At 43.9% G+C, this 24,368-nt stretch carries 23 protein-coding genes; 18 read left to right on the forward strand and 5 right to left on the reverse strand.

Going from position 1 to position 24,368, the window contains the following annotated elements; all coding sequences use genetic code 11:
- Window positions 1-80: 80 nt before the first annotated feature.
- The 4 genes from METLIM_RS14615 to METLIM_RS16790 form a co-directional block, all read right to left on the reverse strand.
- Window positions 81-818 carry a winged helix-turn-helix transcriptional regulator gene (locus METLIM_RS14615; RefSeq protein ID WP_004079690.1) on the reverse strand — a complete coding sequence of 246 codons (738 nt, stop codon included), beginning with the start codon at window positions 816-818 and terminating at the stop codon, window positions 81-83.
- On the reverse strand, window positions 793-1,275 hold the full coding sequence (locus tag METLIM_RS15835) for a hypothetical protein (RefSeq protein ID WP_052300935.1): 483 nt from the start codon (window positions 1,273-1,275) through the stop codon (window positions 793-795). The genes METLIM_RS14615 and METLIM_RS15835 overlap by 26 nt, the downstream gene beginning before the upstream one ends.
- 238 nt (window positions 1,276-1,513) lie before the next feature.
- Window positions 1,514-1,801, reverse strand: a complete 288-nt coding sequence (locus tag METLIM_RS14625; RefSeq protein ID WP_004079692.1) for a hypothetical protein — start codon at window positions 1,799-1,801, stop codon at window positions 1,514-1,516.
- A 15-nt stretch (window positions 1,802-1,816) separates the two neighbouring features.
- The gene (locus METLIM_RS16790; RefSeq protein WP_157202332.1) at window positions 1,817-2,047 is read right to left on the reverse strand and encodes a hypothetical protein; all 231 of its coding nucleotides are present in this window, start codon (window positions 2,045-2,047) and stop codon (window positions 1,817-1,819) included.
- Between the two features lie 223 nt (window positions 2,048-2,270).
- On the opposite strand from METLIM_RS16790, the gene METLIM_RS14635 reads away from it, so the two are divergent.
- The 18 genes from METLIM_RS14635 to METLIM_RS14730 all read left to right on the forward strand — a co-directional run bounded on the left by METLIM_RS14635 (window position 2,271) and on the right by METLIM_RS14730 (window position 21,632).
- Entirely contained in the window at window positions 2,271-3,527 is a 1,257-nt protein-coding gene (locus tag METLIM_RS14635; RefSeq protein WP_048146080.1) for a TolB family protein, read from the forward strand.
- A gap of 153 nt (window positions 3,528-3,680) precedes the next feature.
- On the forward strand, window positions 3,681-4,637 hold the full coding sequence (locus tag METLIM_RS14640) for a DUF1743 domain-containing protein (RefSeq protein WP_004079695.1): 957 nt from the start codon (window positions 3,681-3,683) through the stop codon (window positions 4,635-4,637).
- Window positions 4,621-5,499 carry a methanogenesis marker protein 11 gene (mmp11, locus tag METLIM_RS14645; protein ID WP_004079696.1) on the forward strand — a complete coding sequence of 293 codons (879 nt, stop codon included), beginning with the start codon at window positions 4,621-4,623 and terminating at the stop codon, window positions 5,497-5,499. Before METLIM_RS14640 ends, mmp11 begins: the two co-directional genes overlap by 17 nt.
- Window positions 5,496-6,470 (forward strand): radical SAM protein, encoded by a 975-nt coding sequence (locus tag METLIM_RS14650; RefSeq protein ID WP_004079697.1) that lies wholly within the window; start codon window positions 5,496-5,498, stop codon window positions 6,468-6,470. Before mmp11 ends, METLIM_RS14650 begins: the two co-directional genes overlap by 4 nt.
- Complete coding sequence (locus METLIM_RS14655; RefSeq protein WP_004079698.1) at window positions 6,471-7,652, forward strand: thiamine pyrophosphate-dependent enzyme; 1,182 nt, start codon at window positions 6,471-6,473, stop codon at window positions 7,650-7,652. It begins immediately after the preceding gene.
- A complete protein-coding gene (locus METLIM_RS14660) occupies window positions 7,633-8,760 on the forward strand; it encodes a homocitrate synthase family protein (RefSeq protein WP_004079699.1) in 1,128 nt (375 codons plus the stop codon). Before METLIM_RS14655 ends, METLIM_RS14660 begins: the two co-directional genes overlap by 20 nt.
- On the forward strand, window positions 8,757-9,968 hold the full coding sequence (locus METLIM_RS14665; RefSeq protein ID WP_004079700.1) for a 3-isopropylmalate dehydratase large subunit: 1,212 nt from the start codon (window positions 8,757-8,759) through the stop codon (window positions 9,966-9,968). The genes METLIM_RS14660 and METLIM_RS14665 overlap by 4 nt, the downstream gene beginning before the upstream one ends.
- 1 nt (window position 9,969) lies before the next feature.
- Entirely contained in the window at window positions 9,970-10,443 is a 474-nt protein-coding gene (locus METLIM_RS14670; RefSeq protein ID WP_004079701.1) for a LeuD/DmdB family oxidoreductase small subunit, read from the forward strand.
- Window positions 10,440-11,246: a DUF7714 family protein gene (locus tag METLIM_RS14675; protein ID WP_004079702.1), complete on the forward strand. Its 807-nt coding sequence runs from the start codon at window positions 10,440-10,442 to the stop codon at window positions 11,244-11,246. The genes METLIM_RS14670 and METLIM_RS14675 overlap by 4 nt, the downstream gene beginning before the upstream one ends.
- Window positions 11,243-12,202, forward strand: coding sequence for an isocitrate/isopropylmalate dehydrogenase family protein (locus tag METLIM_RS14680; RefSeq protein WP_004079703.1), 960 nt, complete (start codon window positions 11,243-11,245; stop codon window positions 12,200-12,202). The genes METLIM_RS14675 and METLIM_RS14680 overlap by 4 nt, the downstream gene beginning before the upstream one ends.
- A gap of 219 nt (window positions 12,203-12,421) precedes the next feature.
- Window positions 12,422-13,852: a PKD domain-containing protein gene (locus METLIM_RS17225; RefSeq protein WP_004079704.1), complete on the forward strand. Its 1,431-nt coding sequence runs from the start codon at window positions 12,422-12,424 to the stop codon at window positions 13,850-13,852.
- A 92-nt stretch (window positions 13,853-13,944) separates the two neighbouring features.
- A complete protein-coding gene (locus METLIM_RS14695; RefSeq protein ID WP_004079705.1) occupies window positions 13,945-15,171 on the forward strand; it encodes a DNA methyltransferase in 1,227 nt (408 codons plus the stop codon).
- A 2-nt stretch (window positions 15,172-15,173) separates the two neighbouring features.
- On the forward strand, window positions 15,174-16,043 hold the full coding sequence (locus tag METLIM_RS14700; protein WP_004079706.1) for a TdeIII family type II restriction endonuclease: 870 nt from the start codon (window positions 15,174-15,176) through the stop codon (window positions 16,041-16,043).
- Between the two features lie 555 nt (window positions 16,044-16,598).
- Window positions 16,599-18,383 (forward strand): DUF3821 domain-containing protein, encoded by a 1,785-nt coding sequence (locus METLIM_RS15840; RefSeq protein ID WP_004079708.1) that lies wholly within the window; start codon window positions 16,599-16,601, stop codon window positions 18,381-18,383.
- A gap of 36 nt (window positions 18,384-18,419) precedes the next feature.
- Window positions 18,420-19,052 (forward strand): hypothetical protein, encoded by a 633-nt coding sequence (locus METLIM_RS15845; RefSeq protein WP_004079709.1) that lies wholly within the window; start codon window positions 18,420-18,422, stop codon window positions 19,050-19,052.
- A gap of 92 nt (window positions 19,053-19,144) precedes the next feature.
- Window positions 19,145-19,462: a nucleotidyltransferase domain-containing protein gene (locus METLIM_RS14720; protein ID WP_048146088.1), complete on the forward strand. Its 318-nt coding sequence runs from the start codon at window positions 19,145-19,147 to the stop codon at window positions 19,460-19,462.
- Window positions 19,459-19,845: a HEPN domain-containing protein gene (locus METLIM_RS14725; RefSeq protein WP_004079711.1), complete on the forward strand. Its 387-nt coding sequence runs from the start codon at window positions 19,459-19,461 to the stop codon at window positions 19,843-19,845. The genes METLIM_RS14720 and METLIM_RS14725 overlap by 4 nt, the downstream gene beginning before the upstream one ends.
- Before the next feature lie 332 nt (window positions 19,846-20,177).
- The gene (locus METLIM_RS14730; RefSeq protein ID WP_004079712.1) at window positions 20,178-21,632 is read left to right on the forward strand and encodes a methyl-accepting chemotaxis protein; all 1,455 of its coding nucleotides are present in this window, start codon (window positions 20,178-20,180) and stop codon (window positions 21,630-21,632) included.
- Window positions 21,633-21,714: 82 nt separating this feature from the next.
- Here METLIM_RS14730 and METLIM_RS15850 read toward each other — a convergent pair whose 3' ends face one another.
- Window positions 21,715-24,270 (reverse strand): PAS domain-containing protein, encoded by a 2,556-nt coding sequence (locus METLIM_RS15850; protein ID WP_004079713.1) that lies wholly within the window; start codon window positions 24,268-24,270, stop codon window positions 21,715-21,717.
- Between the last annotated feature and the right edge of the window lie 98 nt (window positions 24,271-24,368).

A 24,368-nucleotide genomic window follows, 5' to 3' on the forward strand; every position in this document is an offset into this window, starting at 1 on the left:
AAAATGAAGATAAACCCCATTTTAAGATTTTGAAGATTAAACAGTTAAAGGATTCACACTTAAGCCTCCGGACTGTCCGTTCAGCAACTGCGGTATATATCTGCCATATCTTCAGAGATAAAAAACCTGGTGAATTTACCTTCTTTTTTGGAGCTTACAATGCCGGAATCCGTCAGTCTCCTTATGTGCCAGTTAACTGTACTCTTATCGAGACTGATAATCCTGGAGATATGGTTATGTGAAATCCCAGGCCTGTCTTTGATCAGACGAACAATATCCTTTGTTTTCTCATTCCGGCAAAATGCAATAAAAACCATCTCATCATGCCCATATCTGGATTTATTCTGGAAATAACATAGTTTATGCCCTGTATTTATTGATACAACATCCCTTTCCCTTTCAAGCACGCGGATATGATACCTGATAGTTCCTGTGTTTAGACCTGTACATCTGCCTATTTCGGTTGTAGTGCAACCCGGATTTTTGTGGATAAATTCCATAATATTACTTCTTTTCAGATTCGGATTCTTACTCTCCAGTATCCTGCCGATAAAAGGAACAAGTTTTATGAAACAGAGTGATGAAACAAACAATCCCGACATCACAGATAATTTAATCCATAACGGCACATCTTCAAAATCCCTGATACTGTCAGTTCCTGAAGAGTCAATATAGTCCCCCGGAACAGCTGAATCTGTAATAGTATACCCTTCATCATATGATGCAGATGCCGGGACAACCAGAAACAGCACCCATATAGTGAAGAGCACTACAAGCTTCACGCCGGATATATTATATGCAGTATTTTTGTGTGCCATTTACCTTCTCACCTTCTACAGCGTACCACCATTCCCCAAAAGGAAGTCCGTCATCTTTCCGGATATAAAAATAGATCTGCCCATTGCTTACACCATCTATGTCATCATAAAATGGTCCGAAGATATCTCCCTTTGGGGAATATACCATAAGGCTCAGATTTGATCTCTCATCCTCCCATTTGAGATTTATGTTGAGCGCAGTGGAATATGAAGTTATATTCTGGCTATGCCAGTTCCGGCTATTCTCCTCAATTATTACAGAGTCTTTTGGCCATCCTCTTTTCCACCTGTCCACTCTGGTTTTCTGATCACATGAAAGCTCATCATAAAATTCCGGCCATGTTTTCTGAAGGTATTCACCGATTGTTATATCTGCCCCCTCAATTTCATTCATAACTTCAAGCTGCTCTTCTGTAGCCTCCGCATATAATGCCTGTGCAGGCAGAATAATAATCATACAGAGTAGAATAACCGGAAGTATGAACTGAAATATCACAGGAAACCTTCTTCTTTGTCTCATTAAGGAAATCTGCCGATTGAATTTTGTATTCATAGTATCACCTCTAAAATGAGTATTAGATAATTCCCGTATTAATTCAAAAGGAATTAACAGTTATTTAAACTACCTTTTGGATAACCGGAATATATATCATTTCTCTGACAATCATCCAACAAAAAAGTGATCTCAAATGAGATCATGAATAATACATTGGGCCTGCTGAATCTGAGTCTTCAGCGTCAGGACTTAATGAGTAGCTCCATGCATTTGAGTTATAATATCCTGATGCAGGATACATATAGAGATTGGATGCGTCAATATAACTTGCTGAGTTGCTGTATGCTGTTGAGCTTACAACCTGATCAGAGCTGTTTTTCAATTTCACCTCGATATAATGATATTGTGGTGTTCCTCCATAGACAGTTGAATCACCACCGTAAGAGATTCTGTTCGTTCCACTGCCGATATAAGCATTTGTTGACATTGATGTCCTTGTTTTTCAACTTTCAGACACCTGATTTTCAGATAAACTTTTTGGCCAGCTTTTTTTCCAGCAGTTTACTTTTTCTTTCTGTTCTTCTGAAAGTTCATCATAGAACTGAGGCCAGACTTTCTGCAGGTATTCACCAATTGTTATATCAGTTCCTTCGATCTCATTCATCACTTTCAGCTGTTCATCTGTTGCTTCTGCTTTCAGAGCGCTGACAGGAGATACTGAACATATCACCATCCCCAGGATTAAAAAAATCCCGAACACTGTAAATTTCCTCGATTTATTCACTTTTCCTTTCCTGTACCTTTCTATGGCACAGACAAAGTTATAATATTTTGAATAAATATTATCTCTCTGATAACCATCCAACAATCTGCAATTAGATGATTGTACCAGTTCTAAATTGTTGGACGGAAATCAGATATGACATATATCCTCATGGGATAAGATATTATATTCAGTGAATGATATGCACGATCACGCAAGCAGAAAAACACAGATACTTTTTTCCCTGCTCCTGATCACCGGGATTATTCTCCCCGGTGTTCAGGCAGCCGGCATCCCGGGCGATGAAGTGACAATATTTACAGCTGAAGAAGGCGCCTATGCCTATGGAATAGTTGACTCAGGGAACATATTAATCTCAGAAATCTACCCTGATAGTGACGAACCCGGATGGGTTAAACTGTACAGATACAATATCAGCAGGGCCAGTATTGTAACACTGCCTGCCGGAAATCCGGATGGCATAAATATGGACATCTGTGGAGACACAATAATATGGGCTGAAATCACTGAGAAAAACGACTTTTCAGGCCCCGAAATTACCCTGAATATATACCCGGACAGAGAAGATATGCCGATGGAAATCCCCGATAAATTTAAATCAGTCAGTGATTTAAAACTCGTAAACGGGAATGTTGTTATCACCGGAAGAGATTCATTTATGCTGAATTCCGGTTCCGGAATGAGTGACATTTACATATATTATCCTGACGAAAAGAGACTGATACATCAGGAAATTCCGGGAAGGCAGGGATCGGTATCTGCCTCAGGAGACTACATAGTATTTCAGGATGACCGGTATGGTCAGATGAAAAATACTGTCCATATTATGAACCTCAAAAACTCTGTATCATGGCAGATCGGTGATGAAAAAAATGGCGTTTTTTCATCCCCCGACATATCCGGTGAAAAAGTAGTATACCGGTTTGATGAGGACTTTGGATCATTTCTGAAAGAAGAGGTATCACAGCAGCTATTACTGACCGAAATTTCGACAAATAAAACAAAAATTATCGCATCGCCAGGTGCGAGAATATCAGAACCAAAAATTGACGGCGACAATATTGTCTGGAGCGACAGGAGATATAAAGAGCACTATAAAATATGGCTTTATGACCTTAATGAAGAGAGGGAAACACTGGTAGCAGTGACCGGTAATGAATATCCCGGAGCAGTTGAGATATCCGGCAGTACAGTAATGTGGTCTGATTTTGTGGATGGTCGCAGTACATTAAAAATAAGAGAGATGTCTTCCCTAAAAGCATCAGACAGTGATCCTTTATACACTGAAACTACACAGCAGAATTCAGAGAACAAAGGAATAAATGATCAGGATAAATACCCTGCTGAAAGAAAATCAGGTACTTCTTTGGAACTGTCACTGGTTGCAGTAATTTCCGGATTAGTCCTCATCGCAGGGAAGAGATATTGAAGCAGAAAATAGATTTTCAGGCTTCAGCACAACTGAGGACGCACACCCGGATTCAAAAACCAGCTACATTTCAGAGAGAAACCGGCAAAAACCAAACCCATTATATACTTTGTTGCCGAAAATCCTGTTAACGAAAATTTCGGTGACAAACAATTGACTATTATATTAACTCCCGAAGAGGTCAGAGAACGCTTTGGCACAATGTTTTGCAGAAAATTTCTGGTTATAGTTGATGAAGAAGCAGAGAAGGCAGAAATTATCGAACATTGCTGTCACAGAGGGGCAATTGAATGGGATGTGATGAACCGCAGGCGTGCCGGCGGTGCTGTGGAATCAATAAGTGTTGAGGGTGCATCAATGACCATATCAGCAAAAATCGGCAAATTCCCGATTAATTTTGGTGCCGCAGGTGATGACATCGGAGGACAGGCGCTTGAAGGTGTATCTGTAGAAGGTGACCTTGTGGCAACCGACTGGGCAGGCATTGCAGGCGCCGGTGTCGGTGTTGCAGTATGCCTGCCGCAGGCACCGGGTGTTATCAGAACAGAATACCCGACAGAAGATGATCTAAAGGCAGGCGGGGCAAGGACATGCAGGACGAGGATCTACTCACCGAAATATGTCAAAATATCAATCGGAATTGACGACACGGACACAAAGGAGTCAGGGGCAACCTGGGTGCTTGCATCCAAATGTGCCGAGGCGTGCACCATTGAAGGTGTTGAATACCTCGACATGAGGCTCATTCAGTTAAACCCGAAGGTCCCGAACAAGACGACAAACTGCGTAGGATCTGCACTCAATTTTGCTGTCCGGCCGGATAAGGTGGATGAACTGCTTGCATTTGTAAAGGAGTTTATCGAGGAGAGATCTGTCAGTGAGGATACAGGCATTGCAGTATGGCGTGGACTTACACAGCCCGAATCACCGTATCTTGAAAAGATTAAGACTGAAGTTTTAAATGTTGAGGAGTGCGAGGCTGAAGCAGAAAGGCTTGGCATAGAGTATATAGATTCTGCAAAGAGCAAGGGCAGAATCGGTGCTCTTGGTGCAGTGCTCTGGGCAAACAGAGGAATTGAGGCGGCGGGGCTGTATGGAGAACATCTTTAATAATCCATATTCCATCTCCTATCCGGAGATAATTGCTGTAAGCTCTGAGGACAACTCCAGGATAGAGCTTATAGAAAAATTTGACTGTATTGGCGGTGCGATGTGGGCCGGAAATCATTACAGGAAAAGTCCGCTTACAGAATCAGTCAGAGTCGTGGGAAATACCCAGAGATTTATGCTGAGTACAGGGTGTGTGGACCTTGAGCTTGAGGGTTCATACTTCCCTGCCGGAATATGCGGTGCGGAAATTTCCGGTGATGAAATATCCATATCATACGTCGGCATGGGCGGCGGAGGAGTAGGAGCATCGGTGTGCAGATCCACTGCAAAGGGTGTCATAAAAAGTTCATCAGAGCCATGCGGAGGAGGGAAGGTTGCCGGTTCGACAATTACCCTTCCAAAGATGCAGAGGGTTGTAATCGGGATTGATGATACCGATACTGCCGAGGAGGGTGCAACGTGGACACTTGCACATAATATATCAAAGGCAGTTGAGGATGAGAATTCAAGATATCTCTCCCATACAATAGTTCAGCTCTTTCCCGTTCCTTACAGAACAAAAAACTGTGTGGCAATTGCATGTGAATTCGCCACCAGAGAGCCTGAGAAACTTATAAGCAGTTTTGAAGAGCTTGTCAGGAAGTACACACTCTCGGATGAGACAGGGCTATGTGCATTCTCCGGTTTTGATACAACACCACTCAGAAAATACGGGGAGCAGGTTAAAGCCGGAGAAGTAAGCAATGCTGAGTTTGAAGAGATAAGAGAACTTCTTGAGATCAGAATTGAAGGAAGGGGAATTATCGGTGCTGCGGCTGCAATTCCATTTTATACAGATTACGAAGAGGCTCTGAAGATATGAGATGGTGTGAATTAAAGGCCGGACTTCTGGAAGCGGGCACTGCAAAGATTACAGGCGGAACTGAGGGTATAACTTCATTCTCAAAGGCAGGCCCGTCATCAGGAGAGGGCGGATCGGTCTTTTTTTCATCCGGAAACATGAGAGTCCGGTTAAGCATTACGGATGACAGTCCGGTTGAGATTGTCATCACTGACAGAGATAATGCCGTACTTAAGTTTGAGGGAGAGGAAGTCGAAGGGAGGGTAGAACCTGCCACCCTTCACTGCCCCCGGCAGGCATTTATTACAGTCAGTGAGGGCTGTATATTCAGGTGCAGATACTGCTCTGTTCCCACCCAGGAGAAGAAGTTCAAGAGTCCTGAAGAGATTGATAGGATGATCGAAGGAGTTCTGCCTGATATAGACTGCATCTCACTTACAAGCGGAGTTATAGGTTCTCCCGAAGAGGATGAGGAGAGGGTCATTGAGGTTGTAACAAGGGTTATGAGATTCGGCTTGCCAGTCGGAGTTTCTATATACCCCCTTAAGGAAACTCCAAAAAAGCTCTTTGATCTCGGAGTTTTGGAGGTGAAGTTCAACCTTGAGGCTGCAACAGAGAAACTCTTTCAGGAGATCTGCCCGGAGATGGAGAGAGATCAGATTATGGACGCACTCATAGAATCCGTGCGGCTTTTCGGGAAGAACAGGGTTTTTACCAATATAATCCTTGGTGCAGGTGAGAGTGATTCAGAGATGAGAGCCTGCATCTCAGAAGTCACAGCTCTTGGCATAATTCCGGTCATCCGTCCGCTGACACCTAAGGCAGAGATGTCTGAGAAAGCCGGATACAGCAGACCTGCACGTGAGAGAATCCTGAATATTACAGAGTTTCTTGATGACGAACTACTCAAAAACGGACTTGATACCGGAGTTGCAGAGACTATGTGCACAGCCTGCACCGGCTGTGATCTTGTGCCAGGGAGGGATTTTTAGATGACAAATCAGAAGTCCGGCTGTGATATACTTGCAGATGCACTGCTGAGAGCAGCAGATACTTACTACACCGTCCCCGGATATCCGGTGACAGATCTTGCTGAGAAAGTTGATGCAGAATATGTCATAAATGAGAAAACAGCCCTTGAATATGCCCTTGGAGACTCTCTCTCAGGCAGGCGTTCGGCAGTGATCGTAAAAAATGCCGGAATGAACATTCTCGCTGATCCTATGGTAAACGCGGTTTATCAGGGGATAATCAGCGGAGTGCTGATAATTGCCGGAGACGATACAAAAGCCATTGGATCACAGACCTGCCAGGATTCAACGCATTATGCAGAGGTTGCAGATGTGCCCCTCATAGTGCCCAACAGAGATAACCTCTTCTCATCCGCAGAAACGGCCTTTCAGGCATCAGAGCGGTTCTCAAGACCGGCCATACTGAAAGTTACTGAAGACATTCTTGAAAACAGTGCCAAATCCGGCACTGTGATGCGCAAAGACCTGAAAGGAGAACTTGCTGACCCTCTGCTGACCATGAAAGGACGGTGTGAATCAGCCGGAAATATAACGGCGGATATGTATGAGCAGACAGAATTTCCGCTAACATATCCTCCGGCAGACGACAGTAATCCAAAAGCCCGGACGAGGACAGAAAACCCGCAGACCATGCCGGGCCGTGGTTATGCACGGACATTGTGCAGAAACTGCCCGTACAAAGAATTATTCTCAGCAATAAAAGATTCCAAAAGAGAGGTCATCTGCGACACCGGATGTTCACTTCTCTCCAAAAATCCGCCGTATAACTTCGGTATTGCAAATTACGGCCTTGGATCGTCAGTTGCAGCTGCCGCGAAGAGTACAGGCATTGCCCTTACCGGCGACTACGCACTGCTCCATTCCGGAATTAACTCCCTGATCGATGTCTTTGAGAAAGAACTGCCCGTTCTGGTCATTGTCCTCTTAAACAAAAAAATGGGAATGACCGGAGGGCAGGACTCACCCGATCTATTGAGGTACATACAGTGGGCAGAACCTGAAATTATCAGCTCGGATTCAATCAAACGCGGAAGCACCGGAGAGCTGTCCGTATATCTGAATGAAAAGCCTGACCGGCCAAAGGTCATCCTTATCAGCGGGGCATGCCCTGCGGGGGAGAAACATGAAAAAATTAAATGTTGAAATATGTGATGTCACATTAAGAGACGGTGAACAGACACCCGGTGTCTCATTCACCTGCGAAGAGAAGAAGAGTATTGCCCTTATGCTTGATGAGATAGGGGTTGAGGTCATTGAGGCGGGATTTCCAAGCGTCTCTGAAAATGAGAAGAGATGCGTCAGGGAGATAGCAGACATGGGCCTTTCCGCACGGACATGCTGCCTGTCAAGAGCCGTTAAGAGCGATGTGGATGCTGCCATTGACTGTGGTGTCGATCTCGTCTCGATCTTCTTTGCAACCTCCGACCTGCATATAAGAATTAAATACAAAAAGACCCGCGAGGAGATGCTTGAGGAAGCGCTCAGAATGGTGGAGTACGCAACCGAACACGGCATTGATGTGAGGTTCTCCGCCGAGGAAGGGTCAAGGACCGACATTTCGTTCTTAAAAGAGATGTTTGAGAGAGGATATGAGGCCGGTGCAAAGTACAGCAGTATTGCCGATACTGTCGGGTGCATGACTCCGGTTGAGATGTACAATACTGTCCTTGATGTTACAGAGACCCTGAAAAACCCGCTCTGTGTCCACTGCCATGACGATATGGGCTGTGCAACCGCCAATACAATATCAGCCGCACAGGCAGGGGCATTTCAGCTGCATACAACCATAAACGGAATTGGTGAACGTGCCGGAAACGCTGCTCTTGAAGAGGTGCTTGTGGCACTGAGGATGAAAGGCGGAATTGACCGTTATAACCTGACACCGCTTATGAAGACCTCTAAAATGGTGGAGGAGTATTCCGGAATTAAGGTCGCAAAGAACAAGGCTGTTGTCGGGGACCATGCATTCTCGCATGAGAGCGGGATACATATCGCCGCAATGCTCGTTGAACCGTCCGCATATGAGTATTTCCCTCCGGAACTTGTGGGCGGGCAGAGAAAGTTCATACTTGGCAAGCATACCGGAAGAAAAGCCCTTGAGCATGTAGTAAAATGCCTTGGGTGCAGTATAACCAGAGATGAATGTGCCTGGGTTTTGGAGCAGATAAAAACCAAGAGTGAGGGGAAGTGCAGTATAACACCGGAAGTTCTTCTTGCAATATTAAAAGAGGCCAGGGAGGAGAAGCATTGACAACACTTTCTGAAAAAATTTTAGGTGGAAAGGAGGGGAGTTTTGTTGACCGGAAGGTTGACAGGGCTTTTGCACATGACGGAACAGGTGTTCTGGCACTTGACTCATTCAGGAAGATGGGCGGGGTTAAGCCTGAAAATCCGGGTAAGATCTCAATAATTTACGACCATATAACTCCGGCAAACAACTCGACAACGGCAGAACTTCAGCACGAACTGAGGGATTTTTCAAAAAGTGCCGGGGTTAACTTTTATGACATCGGATGCGGAATCTGCCACCAGGTGATGAGTGAAGGCGTATGCAGACCGGGAGAGATTGTTGTAGGTGCTGACTCACATACCTGCACGCTCGGTGCATTCGGTGCATTCGCAACCGGAGTAGGGGCAACGGATATGGCCGCCATCTGGGAGACAGGTGAGACATGGTTTAAGGTTCCGGAGACAATCCGGGTAAATCTTGAAGGCAAACTGACCGGGCATACCGAGGCCAAGGACGCAGCACTTGAATATATCCGGATGCTCGGCATGGACGGGGCTTCATATATGGCACTGGAGTTCACAGGTGAGGGTGCTGAAAGTCTCCCGATGGAAGGCCGGCTTACCATGTCAAATATGGCAATTGAGGCAGGAGCGAAGGCAGGACTTTTTTATTCAGACAAAGTGACAGCAGAATATCTCGCACATTTGGGCATTGAGTCTGAGAGGCAGAATGCTGAGAATCCGTCATATGCAAAGGAGATCGACATCGATCTCGGGATTCTGTCTCCAATGCTTGCAGTCCCCCACAGAGTAGATACTGGAGTTCCGGTTGAGAAGTATGCCGGAACAGCCCTTGATCAGGTCTTTGTCGGGACATGCACAAACGGGAGGTATGAAGACCTGAAACGGTTTGCCGACATTGTCAGGGGCAGGACAGTAAAGGTGAGGACGGTTGTTGTCCCGGCATCAAAGAGTGTGCTTGAGAAGGCTGTCTCCACCGGAATTCTGCTCGACATTATCAGGGCAGGATGTGCCGTCGGAACACCGGGATGCGGGCCGTGCCTTGGTATGCACATGGGCGTATTGGGTGAAGGTGAGGTAGGACTTTCGACTGCCAACCGGAATTTTAAGAACAGAATGGGAGTCGGTGCTGAATATTATCTCTGCTCTCCGTCAACCGCCGCCGCAAGTGCCCTTGCAGGCGAGATCAGATCTCCGGAGGAGAACTGAGATGGAAAATAAAGGAACAGCGGTATGCATCGGTGAGGATGTCGATACCGATATGATAATCGCAGGGCGGTATCTCAGGACAAAGGACCGTAAGGTCTGGGCAGATCATGCCTTTGAGGATTATGACCCTGATATTGCAGGCAGGCTTAAAGGATCTGTAATAATTGCCGGAAAGAATATCGGCTGCGGATCGTCACGTGAGCAGGCGGCAATTGCACTTAAAGAGGCAGGGGTCCTTGCCGTGGTATCACCCTCATTTGCAAGGATATTCTTCAGAAATCTGGTGAACACCGGAATTTTGGTCTTTGAGACAGATGAGATAAAATGTAAGGACGGTGACGAAGTTATCTTCTCAGCCGATGAAGACCGGGTTGAGGTTGCCGGTATTCGCTATGACGCAAAACCGATCTCCGAGAGTATGAAGGAGATTATCAGGGCAGGCGGACTCATCGAGTATATGAGGAAGAGGAGATGATCTTTCCCCGGCACTGCAAAGAGGTCGGAATGGCTGAATCCGCACCTTATGGTGAGGATCAGATCTATTTTTTAAGCAGGTATGTAATCCGGAAATTTCCGGACGGGACTTTTGAGACCGGAACTGTGGAAGTGGATGAGAAGGGGGGGCTTCTACGAAGTGTCAGGGAGTATAAGAAGATCTCAGGGCCGGATGAGACATGGCTGTATCCGGAAAAGGTCATCCTGCATGACAGGGCGGACTTAATCAGGAAGGCTGCCGGTTCAGGGAGAAAATGCACAATTTTTGAGGGCTTTGACGGCCATATGACATTTGTTGCAGATCCTGATCTGTCAGTTCTTCTGAAAGTTCACATTTACGACTCAAAGCCACCCTTTCCGGTATTATCCGAAACTGTCAGAAACCTTGAGAAGACGGGGATATTCGGCGGCCTTGAAATTGAGTTTGTACACCATATCATTGACATTGAAGATATTAAGGCAGATGTCTATCCCTGCCGGGCGGCCGGGTTTGATAAGACACTTGACAATGACAGACTAAAAGGCGGTGAGAGGATTGCCGGATGCCTGACTGCACGGCAGATGGTTGCCGAGTGGTATGGGGATGAAAAGGAATTTGAATTCATTAATATATGTCCGCTTGATCTTGCAGATGAGGAGCCTTTTGTTGCCCGTTGCTGCAGGTCGGAGAGATCCGGGCTGTACGTGGGCGAGAGAACCGGAGTTGCAGTGCACTGGGGAGTATCTCCAAAGGAGATCTCTGATGCAGTTTATGAAGCAGTAAGTGCATGGAGAAAAATATGAAGATTGCTGTTGTGCCGGGGGACGGTATAGGAAAGGAAGTTACACCGGTTGCTGAAGAAGCCGTCAGGCATTACCTTCTGGATGCTGAGTATATTTATGCCGAGGTTGGCTATGGCAGGTGGGAGAGAACCGGTGAGGCAGTCACTGATGAGGATATAGATCTCCTGAAAGAATCAGATGCTGTCTTATTCGGTGCAATCACAACCGTGCCTCACCCGGACTATAAAAGTGTCATACTCAGAATCAGGAAAGAACTTGATCTCTACGCAAACCTAAGACCCGTATCCGGTCCCGGATTTGATATCGAGATAGTTCGGGAAAATACCGAAGGGCTTTACTCCGGCATTGAGGAGACGGGGGACGGGAGATCGACCACACTCAGGGTTGTAACCAGGAAGGGAAGCGAAAGGATTGCGGAGTTTGCATGCGAAAGGGCAAAGCTGAGAAAAAAAGAAATTGTCATCGGTAATAAGGCCAATGTGCTGAAGTCTGATGTTCTCTTCAGGGACACCTGCATAAAGGTAGCCGAAGAGAATGGCATTGCTTCAAAGCCGATGTATATTGACGCCCTTGCCCTCGATGTCCTGATGCACCCGAAGCGCTATGACGTTATTGTCACAACAAATATCTTCGGGGATATTCTGAGTGATGTATGCGGGTTCTTAACCGGAGGATTGGGCACACTTCCGAGCGGCAACTACGGCGTTAAGAATGCCCTTTTTGAACCGGTTCACGGGAGTGCTCCGGATATTGCAGGAAGGGGCATTGCAAATCCGGTGGCGGCACTCAGAAGCGCAGGTATGCTTCTTGATTATCTTGGTGTTGATGGAGCTAAAAATGAGATTGAAGAGTCTATACAGGCGCTACTTAATAAAGGCATTTCAACTCCTGATCTCGGTGGAGACATTAGAACAGCAGATTTTGGTGAGAAGGTCATTGCCGGAATTATGAGATAAAAGTGAAATTGTGGTAGTCGGGATATATCTGCCGGAAGACTGCATAAGATTCATTAAGGCTCTCAGATCAACTATATTAAGGCAGTATAACCGTTCTTCTGTTCTCCGGGACAGGAGAATCAGACATTTTTTCACAGCAGATTTATTAATTGTTAATAAATATATGAATAATATCATAGTTTGGAACCGGGGATACGGTTCTGGTTGTGAGGGGAAAATATGCGGACATACATAATTGCAGTTTTGGTTTTGATTATTGGATTAATATCGCCTGTCTGTGCAACCGGACCTGAACCGGTATCATTATTTAAGGCTTCTCCGGTGTCAGGAGAAAACCCACTGAAAGTTCAGTTCACTGATCTCTCGGAGGGAAATCCGGTAACATGGAGCTGGGATTTTGGGGACGGGGCGACTTCAACAGTTCAGAATCCTGAGCACATATATATGGATGAAGGATTTTTTGATGTTACACTTATCACAACAAATGCATACGGAAAGAGTACAGGCAAAAAAGTCAAGTATATCAGGGCTGGCATTGAGCCTACCGCAAGTTTCACAGCAGGTCCTGTGAGCGGCACTCCGCCTCTGACTGTTGCATTTACTGATCTCTCATCCGAATCCCCGACATCATGGGAATGGGATTTTGGAGACGGGACAACGTCAGTGCTTCAGAATCCGGTTCATGAATATACGGCTTCAGGGACATACGATGTATCATTAATTGTTGAGAGTGCGGTAGGAACGAGCTACATAATTCGTGATAATTATATTGCAGTCGGACTTGCTCCTGTAGCAGAGATTGGTGCATCGCCCGGATCCGGAGATATACCTCTTGAGGTTACTTTTACTGATCTCTCAGCGAATAATCCTGATACATGGCTGTGGTCCTTTGGTGACGGATATACTTCAACTGAAGAGAATCCGGTTCATACATATTCACGTGCAGGTGAATATGAGGTTGCACTGACAGCTGAGAACTCATTTGGGAGTGACAGGAAAGTATTAGGGACAAAAATAACTGCTGTTGAGCCAGGCAGTCCGACACCGGTTCCGACTTCAGGGCCGGTAAATCCGCCAGGCCCGTCAATTGAACCTCCGGTTGCAAACTTCTCTGCAAGTCCGCTCACAGGTGACGCACCCCTGACAGTCGCTTTTACTGACAGGTCAAAAGGAGGGGTGACTGAGTGGAGATGGAATTTTGGTGACGGAAAGATGTCATATGTAAGTTTTCCGACCCATACATACTACTATCCCGGAGTTTATGATGTCACTCTGGTAATCAAAAATGATGACTCAGGTGATTCGCTGACAAAGACTGCATATATTAATGTCGCAGGATCTGCCCCCGTCAATCCTGACCCAACTGAGACAGACGGTCCTTCTCCGTATGTTCCAACCGCAACTGCAACCGTAACTCCGGGTGGTTCTGACCCGGACAACCCTTACGGTTCAGACAGCAGTGTATCAGGTTCAGGCGGCGGAAATCCGGCAGATAAATCAGGTAATTCGACATCAGGCAACCCTGACGGGGATGATGGTTCAGTCTGGTTCTGGGTTCCGGTATTCGGATTTATATTTGTGATACTTATTGCCGTTGTACTGTATATGTGGATGCAGATGTACGGCGGCGGGGGACGGGATACACTGTAAATATTTATTGTTCCGGATTCAACTCATACTATCAGATTGATCAGATTAACCTTTCCGGGTTCAAATCATAATTATCACTCAGGGACCTTAACATGCTTACCAATGAAGAACAAAAAGTGGGATTATATACATTTAAAGAAATACCAACCAATCCAAAAGAAGTTACGCCATTTACTCCCGTAAATAATCTGAATCTGAACTGGAGTGAGAAAGATCTGCCTGAGAGAATACGTACCAGGCACGTTAACCGCCTTCATCCATATCTTGGAAAATATATTCCACAGCTTGTGGAAGTATTCCTAAGAAAATATTTTGTCAGGGGGCAGACAGTAATTGATCCATTCTGTGGTTCCGGAACGACTCTTGTTCAGGCTAACGAACTTGGAATTAATTCAATTGGTTATGATATATCAGCATTTAATGTCCTTTTAACAAGAGCAAAAACTTCAGATTATGACATTCCTTCAATGAGAAGGGAAATTCTTGATATTCTTGAGAAGGTAAGAATTTCAACCCAGACTGAGCCTAAACAGCAGACACTCTGGGCAGAATGCACAAAAGAGCCGTTTCTAACTGAGGAAAATAACGAATATCTTAATATGTGGTTTGCCCCGCAGGCTTTAAAAGAACTTCTGACATACCGCTACTTTATTGAAAGTGGAGATTATCAGTATAAAGATCTTTTAAAAGTTATTCTAAGCAGATCTGCCAGATCTGCAAGGCTTACCACACATTTTGACCTTGATTTCCCAAAAAAACCTGTGACAGAACCGTACCACTGTTACAAGCATAACAGAATCTGTCAACCCACACAGGTTGCCTTTAAATTTTTAAAACGCTACAGTACGGACACTATTAAAAGAGTTACAGAATATTCTTCACTTAAAACCGATGCATCCGTAGAAATACGCCACGAAGACTGCCGCTATGCAGATTTCCCAAAATCAAACGGAGTAATCACAAGCCCCCCTTATGTAGGACTGATTGATTATCATGAGCAGCATGCATATGCATACCATCTGCTTGGTCTTGAGGATAAGAGAGAAAGAGAGATAGGACCGGCAGCAAAAGGGAAAAGCAAAAATGCAAAGGAAAATTATCAAAGGGATATTGCTGAAGTTTTCCGGAGAGCTATAAATTCAATGGAACCTGAAGGCCGCCTGGTTGTTGTTGCCAATGACAGGGATAATCTATATGACGATATTGCAGATTCGCTTGAGATTGAAGTTGAGGATATAATTCAACGTCATGTTAACCGGAGAACCGGGAGACGTGCAGGAGAATATTATGAATCCATCTTCATCTGGAAAAAAGTGTAGTTATGTCTGATTCTGATGAGATGAAAAATGCCATTCAGACTGTCATAAAAGATCTGATGGATAAAATTATGGATAAGGTCCTTGATTCTGATCCCTTTGTAAAAGAGGAACATCATTTAAAGAAACCTCTTTATGCCGCACTTGTTCCTGATGAAATATTTAAGGGATCGCACTTCGAGAGGAGATTTGTAACTCCGTTTGGAAAGGTGTGGGAACAACTGGCTGTAGTTGCTGCCACAAACGGCATGGGGTATGGAACTACCGGATACAGAATAGACGGAATGATCAGAGAGAAACGTCTGCACAGAATTGCAGAAACTCTTAACAGACTTGAGCATTCAGCAAAAGGTGATAATAAGGTAAAACCAGACTGGGAAAAAGAACTTGCCTATATTAAAAAAGAAAAAGGGGAATTAATTCCGGTTTCAGTAGTATGTGACCTCTATGTTGAGGACCGTAATAATGACAGAAAATATGCCTTTGAACTTAAGGCTCCACTACCCAACAGCGATCAGACAAAAGTGAGTAAAGAGAAGATATTGAAACTTCACTGCATGGAACCGTCTGTAATTGACGGTGCCTACTTTGCCCTGCCATACAATCCTTATGGAACCCGTGAGAATTATTCATGGAGTTTTCCGGCGAGATGGTTTGATATGAAAAATGACGAAGTTGTCCTGATCGGAAATGATTTCTGGGACTACATTGGCGGAAAAGGAACATATGAGGCCTTTATCTCAGCAGTAAATGAAATCGGCCCGAAGTACAGAGAGAAAATCTACCGGGAATACCTTGCAATTTCACCTCCTAAAGGTTATAATTCGGAATTTGATCTGCTGAGGGAAACCACAGGGAATTATTATTACGAGTAGGTATCTTATCATTTCAGATTGATCTCTCACAAAAAAAGTCCATTCTTTTCAGGATCTGACGGCAGATCTCCGGCATATAAATCAGGCAACCATGACAGTGATGACGGTTCAGTCTGGCTCCGGGTTCCGGTATTCGGGTTTATATTTGTGATACTTATTGCCGTTGTGCTGTATATATGGACCCAGATGTATGCCGGCGGGGGGCGGGATTCACTGTAAGATAAAAATAATTCCCGGATTAACCATTATAATCAGGATATTTAATTTCGTAATTCCGCATTGTCAGATCAATATCGACACAGATATATGCAATAAAATCACAATGGAAAATATCCGGTTTACTATAAACGGGTTATGGGGTGTGGGATATTGGGGAATATTACTTACTATGTATATCATATTTTAATTTCAGGACTGTGAGCTAGGGCTCTGAATAAAATATGACCTCAGCGAAACCCCCGGTAATAATTACCTGTATGTTAGCGGGCGATGGAGGATTAACAGGTTAGCCACTTTTTTGTCCGCCGGTTTAATAAAAATCAGGAGGAATCTCATTTGAACAGATCACACATAAAGGACAATTACTCAGAAGTGAAAAGATTAAAAAATGGAAAAATAATCCTGAAATCAGCGCTTCTGCTTATCTTTGCATTGTTTTTGATGACATCACCGGTTATGGCCGGAAGTTATGGGACGACCATACATTCGGGAGATACAGTTTTCATCGGGGAAGCCGGGCTTGACATCTCCAATGCGACAGCTTGGTGGCAACCAAAACCAACTATTGCTTGGTATACTGCTGGAGCGAACCCTGCAACCGATGCTCCTTCATCAATAATAACAATCTCAGACCGTACTGACTTTTACGTATCACCGGATATTTTCACTGGAAAAACGGGAGCATGGTATTTCAATCCGGGTACAGCAACAGTAAATGTTTCATTCTACGTTGAGGAAGCATCTCTTTCAGTATCACTGTTTAACGCTAATACCAAAAAAGACATTTCCAATCTCAAAGCAGTAACAGATGACAACATTGCCATACGTATTGACAGCAACCTTGAGGCACTATTTTCACGACGGGGAGGAGGATATTCCGGGATAAATGTTCTTGTAGAAACACCTGAGGGTGCAACGCTTAATGCACTGTATAATGGCTCATGGACAAACAGTATAACTTCAATTCAGCCTGCAAACACTCTTTTCTGGATACCAAACGGAAATATGGAGACCATATGGAAACTTGATCCGGACATGTACAAAACAGGGACATACAAAGTCTATGCACAGTGCAATGTCAACGGCATGAAAGACAATCTCGGAGTTGTTACCGGAGTAACACAATCGGAAATTACAACTCTCACTGTTGAGGAAGATTATGTTGCAATAACAGCGACCAAAGAACCGGTTATCAAAGAGGATGATTTCACAGTAACAATTGCAGGTGCACCAAAGACACTTTATACAGTCTGGTTATCCGGAACAAACGGTTATTCAAACACAACAGACTGCCCGCCAAAGTTCCTGCAAAATCAGGATGATGTATATTCCCTGAACCAGGCAACAGTTGATACAACCTACTACATGAACGGAACAACAGTCGGGCAGGATATACCATACGCAGCAGACGGTACAATCAATGAATGGGCAGTTGTAGCAAAGACAGGAAGTGACGGAACAATCACAGTCGGACTTACAACAGACAGCAATACAAAAACAGGGAAGTACACAGTCAGAGCAGAAAAATGGCTCAGTTACACTGAACTTGATTATGATATCTACGACACTGTTGATATAAAAGTAACAGAAGAAGGAGAAGGGCCGACAATCAGCCTGAATCCGGGATGGAACTTCATATCAACACCAAAGCGCCTTGAAAACGGGAACAATACAGCCGGAAAGATATTCGGAGATATTGATTCCGGTGGCCATTCAGCTCTGATGTATAATGCATCATCCAAAAAATGGGACACTGTTAAGGCAGACACTGAAGTAAAACCTCTTGAAGGAATCTGGATCTATAACAATGATGCAAACAGCGCCGAAGTATCCATGAAGTATGACTCAAATCCGCTTCAGACACCACCGTCAGAAGATCTTCAGTCTGGCTGGAATGCAGTAGGATTTTCATCACTCACTCCTGCAACTGCAAAGGACACACTGGTTGATGTTTCAGGGAAATGGACAAAAGCCATAGGATGGGATTCAGAAGAGCAGATGTATGAGACAGCAATTATCAGTGGCGGAAGCGGCATATACAGCGATACAAGAGATATGAATCCCGCAAAGGCATACTGGGTATGGATGAAAGAGGAAGGTACAATTGCAGCACTCAGCTGAATTAATCTATGAAAAGTAATTATGGAGGAATATAATATGACAAAATTTAGTATGAGAAAATCCAGGAATAGGTTATTCACCGGAATTATCCTCACCCTGGGGATAATTTTCCTTGCAGGAATTGCATCGGCAGCAACAGCGACATTTGCAGTACCGGAAATACCCGATGGGATGGATGGAGCAGATGCAGAAGCACTTCCGGTACTGCCATGTGAATTTACAGGAAGCGTTATGATAGGTGATATCCCGGCACCATCCGGCACAATCATCAGGGCATTTATCGGTGAGGAAGAAGCCGGACGCTTTGTTGTAAATCAGGCAGGAACCTACGGCGGAGAAGGTCTCTTTGATGACAGACTTTTGGTTGAAGGGGATGAAGAAGTAATAAATCAGGAGATCGTCTTTAAAATCTGGAGCAATGACGCAGATGAGAGACTTCTTTATCAGCCAGGGGACAGCCGGACATTTGACCTGACTGTTGCAGGAATTGACGGAGACTTCAACGCAAATGCCTTTGTGGACATAGGGGACGTCTCAAAAGTATCTTACATGGTTGCAGATAAAATTCAGCCAGAAATCTCTGCTGATTTCAACGGCAACGGAGAGGTTGATGTCGGAGATGCTGCAATGATTGCTTATTTCCTTGTCCGGAAGATTGAATTCCTGTGAATTTCTGAAAAAATAGCATAACAAAAACATTTTTTTCTTTCCCTTACCCACTACAATAAATTATATCTCTGATTATAACAATTATTCAGATAATGGATTCTGAAATGCTGAATACTGCCAAAAAATTTTCAGAGTTAATAAGATTAAAATTCAGAGATAAAATAAAAGATATAATAGTATTTGGATCAGTAGCAAGGCATGAAGAAACAGAAATGTCAGACATTGACATACTGGTTATAACAAAGATAAGTGATTTCAGACTTAAACATTCTATCATCAGTGAAGCCTTTGATATGAGCATTGAATCAGGCCATTATATCTCAGTCAAAGTGCTCGATGAAACTGAATACCAAAAGAAAAAATACCTCTCATTTTTCAGAAATATTTCCGCGGACGGTATTGCAGTATGAACAATCCTGAAATTAATGCCCTGATCAAAAAATCAAAAGAGAGACTTAAAGCTGCTGAAAGCCTTTTAAACGAAAACTATTCAGAAGATTCAGTTAACAGGTCTTATTATGCTATGTACCTTGCTTCAACAGCACTTCTATTGCTTAAAGGAATAAAGTTCAAAACACATAAAGGTCTTATTTCAGCCATCGGGAATGAATTTGTGAAAACAGGTATAATGGACAAAAAATACGGGAGAACTTTAAATATTGCAGAAGAAGCACGTGAGAATGCTGATTATGCATCTTTTATTGAAATCGAAATATCTGAAGCACGTGAAATACTTCAGAATGCCCGGTTGTTCGTCAGGGAAGCTGAAAGAATAATCAGTGAATCTGAATAAAACACAATACCACACAATATATCATAAATTAATACAATACCATACAATATATAATAAATTAATACAATACAACACAATATAATATGATCAGAAACACGAATATTTGACATCATAGCCGAATTTAGGCACCAAAAATCAACCAAAATATACCTTACTCTTAATAAAAATCAACCCGGAAAATGTATATCCCTTCAGGATAAACAACCGATATTATCAAAGACTTTGCAGACATAACAGATAATATACTTACAGGCAGCAAAAAAAATCTGCAAAATTAATTCGTGGAACAAATCTGTTAAATAAATCATTCAGATAAAAATAAAGGAGCTAAAATGGAATACGAAGACATCAGATCAATACTCTCATCCGGAATTCCTGACAGTGAGAAATTAAACAGGATAAAGGAAGCCTGCAATAACAGGGACAAAGCCGCAAGGGAATTTACAACCGATCTTAAAAGAGCAGCAGCAGAGATATCCGAAGGAAAAACAGATACAGAGATAAAAACATCCGGACTATCACCGGAATTCCGGGAAATTGCTGAATCCTTCAACACAGTAATAAACTCATACAAAACCCCGTTTAAAGAAACACTAAAAGTTCTTAATGAGTATGAACACAGCAGATTTTATGCTAAAATAGAAGATAAAAACAAATTCAGAGGCGACTTCCTCCTCCTCAAAAACTCGGTCAACAAAGTAGGCGAAGGCATAAACCGGGCAGTGAAAGAGATTATAAAAATTGCAGAGGAATTCGACAAGGGAAACTTCAGTGCAAGATTTGATGAAAATCTCACATTTGAAGGTGACATAAAAACCATAAAAGATAACCTCAATAACGTCGGAGAGATATTCTCAGCTACAATTAAGGAAGCAAAAGGCTCATTTAACAAGATAAACTCAAGCAGCAACGAGATAGGCAAAAGTTCTGACCAGGTCGCAATTGCGGCAGAGAAGGTCGCAACAACAAGCACCAACGCCGCGGCAATGACAAGGACGCTCAACCGCCATATCGAGGACATACACCGGCAGATTGCCGACCTGTCGGAATCCAACGAAGAGATCTCCTCGACAGCAAAAGATGTACTTAAAAATGCAAACCATGTTGTTGAAATAGGAAAGGAAGCCCAGATCTCCGGAGACGAAGCGAAAGAGAGCATGAACAGTGTGGAAGTAATCGCAAACAAAAGTGTGGGCGAGATAAACAGCCTTGCAGAGAGGATAAAAGAGGTCAGCGGAGTAGTTAACCTGATTCACGACATCACAGGGCAGATTAACCTTCTGGCCCTGAATGCCGCAATTGAAGCCGCCCACGCCGGCGAACAGGGACGCGGATTTGCCATAGTCGCCGGAGAGGTCAAAAACCTTGCAGGAGAGGCAAGGGCGGCAACCGGAAATATAGAAACGGTTGTGAAAGGAGTACAGGAGTCATCCGCAAAAACGGCAGAGGCAATCAAATCCGCAAGCCTTGAGATAACCGAGAGTGTATCAAGCGTAAACAAGGCGATAAACGGACTTAACGATATTATAAAGAATGCAGAAACGGTCAACAACGACATCGGAAAGATCGCCGGTGCAATTGAAAACCAGGCCGACATTGCAACAAACGTAGTTAATGCCGCAGACGAAGGATCAAAACTTACAGGCAATGTAATGGAAGAGGCAGAAGAACTTGCAGCGCTTGCAGAAGAAGCCAGTGCATCAATAGAAGAGATCGGCAGTGCAATCCACGAAGTAAATGACCTTGTAAAGGAATTATCGGCCAGCATGGACAGGTATAAAATCTGAAAAAATCAGAAATCCTGTCCATAAATCAGAAAAAATAATCTGCACAGGCTTTCCGGCAAAAAAATATACCGGACTCTTTTTTTCAGACAGACTGCCACTTGCCCGAAGGGACAGTAATCTCAAAGCAGGCCCCTTCACCCTCACCGCCCATTTCTTTAATTGTAATTCCTGTGATCGAAAGAATCTCCCTGACCAGAAACAACCCATAACCATGCTTTCTTCCAAATGCCGGCCGGAAAATACTCTCTTTTTTGTCCTCCGGCACACCGCTCCCGTCATCATAGATCCTGATTAACAGGTTACCATTCTCATTTCCGGAAATTACAGATAAATTCTTCATACCAAAAGCATGCTTATAGGCATTTGTGATAATATTGCAGAAGGCCTTCCTAAGCATAACATCGGCATAGACCACAACAGGTTTAATCTCAAGTGTCACATGAACCCCTGAAGGCACACCTCCACCCTCGGAGAGGCACTCAAGAATAATTGGTTCAATCACCTGCCATTCAGGAGGTTTTACACCCATATCCTGATAATCACGGGTAAACTCGATCTGCCTCTGTATGTTCTTTATCGATATTTCAAGCTTTGAAGCATAATCCCTGTCCTCAGCCGGAATATTCTCCTTCATAAGACCAAGATAACCGGTGGCTATGGTAATGGAGTTTAAAATATCATGCCTCGTAATGCCTGAGAGAAGATTCAGCTTCTTATTTGCCTCCTCCAGAGAACTCCGGTAATTATTCATATCAGTAATATTGCGTGCAGAGATAACGGCCTGAATAACATTACCTGAGAGATCGGTTATCGGAGAACCAAATGTATCATAGTATGCAACTGAACCGTCAGGATTTATTACAGACTTCTCAACCCGGCCGGAAGTGCCCGTTTTAAAAACACCCCCCGCAGCACAGAGTTCACAGGGTTTATCTGCACCATGAAAGACGCTATAACATTTCCGGCCAGTAAGATCTTCCGGTTTAAACCCGAATGCATCATAAATTCCCTTATTGACATCAACGATACTGTAATCCCTGTCAATTACATACATCGCATCGCCTATTGAATCAAAGACTGTTCTTATTTTGATAGCTGCATCCTTAAGTTCATCTTCATACTTTTTCCTCTCGGAGATATCCCTGATAATGGAAACAATGAATTTTTCTCCGCCCGACTCCAGCACCGACGAGGAGATCTCAACCGGAACTCTGACAGAATCACGGGTTAAAAGCTCAGATTCAAATATCTTATTAATATATGGATACAGACCGTCACCAGCACCGATATTCCCGCCTTCCGGGACAAAAACATCGACAAAATTCCTGCCCGAAACATCACCGGACGAATATCCAAACATCTCTCCGGCAGCCTTATTCCAGAAGACTACAGCTCCGGAATCATCCATTATGCATATGGCATCAGTTGCAGTCTCACTTACCGCCCTGAATTTCTCCTCACTCTCCTTTAACTTCTCCTCAATGATCTTCTGCCCGGTCATATCATGGATTATTGTAATGAGGCACTTCGCATCCTCAAGTTCGATAATTCTGCCAGACATAAAAACAGTCCGGACCATATCCTGAATATTCAGATCCAGCTCAAAGTTAAGAACAGAACCGGACTCCTCAAGCTCCCTGACATACCTTTCACGGTCCTCATGACATAGGTAAAAATTCAAATCAAGTATCTTTCTGCCTATGACATCATCACGCTGAATTCCGGAGAAAGACTCCCATCTGTCATTCACCTCAAGGACAACCCCCTCATCGAGAGTCGAGAGAATGATGACATCCGGATTCAGGCTGAATACAGTCGAGTACTTCTCATTTGCGAGTTTTAACTCCTCTTCCGTTACAACCCGCTCTGTGATATCGATTATAATACCTTCAAATAAAACAGGACTGCCTTCCTCATCTCTCCTGACAATCGTACGGTCGTAAATATTGCGCAGTTCACCGTCACGATTAAAAACCCTGTACTCCTGTGAGTAATCATCAGCCCCGGCGGAGAGGTGCCCGGATATCTCATCTTCGACCCTCTTCAAGTCATCAGGGTGGATTAGGTCGGCATATAGAATTTTTCCGGAATAGAAATCATCAGGACTGTACCCAAGAACACTTACATTGTCAGAGACAAACCTGACCGGCCAGCCCTCACCGGTCTCCCATAAAAATGCAATGACCGGACTGTTGTTTAAAATCTGCCTGTAAGCACCGGCATCCGCATTACAGCGGTTCAGTTCAGCCCTGCTGCTGTCCTTCAGGCATATTATTAAAATCCGGCAGGAGACTGCATCCAGAAATAACTCATCTGCATCTGTAAAATATTCATCGCCGGAATAACTGCTGCCATAATAGACGACATTTATATAACCATAACTTATGCCGCTGAGTTCAAGGTTTCTCTTTAAAAATACCGGACATTCCTTTGAAGAGTCATAAGAAGATGAATGCCACACTTCATCACCTACAGATATTACTGCGCCCGTGTTCTCCGGTTCCCGAAATACAGAAGAGATTATTTCGGCCATGATGCCATAGATCTCATCGCCGGAGACTTCCAGGGAGATCAATTCCGAAAGTTTATCAAGGCATTTTTTTCCCGCAGAAATACTGCAATTACTATCATCTGACATATTAACCGGAAAAATCCTCTGATTCAGATATAGCAGACGGCAGTCATATAATCCTTTCGCATCCTCATCCGGATAAATCCAAAAAGACCGCAATTATA

This window comes from Methanoplanus limicola DSM 2279, from assembly GCF_000243255.1.
GTDB classification, from domain to species: Archaea; Halobacteriota; Methanomicrobia; order Methanomicrobiales; family Methanomicrobiaceae; genus Methanoplanus; species Methanoplanus limicola.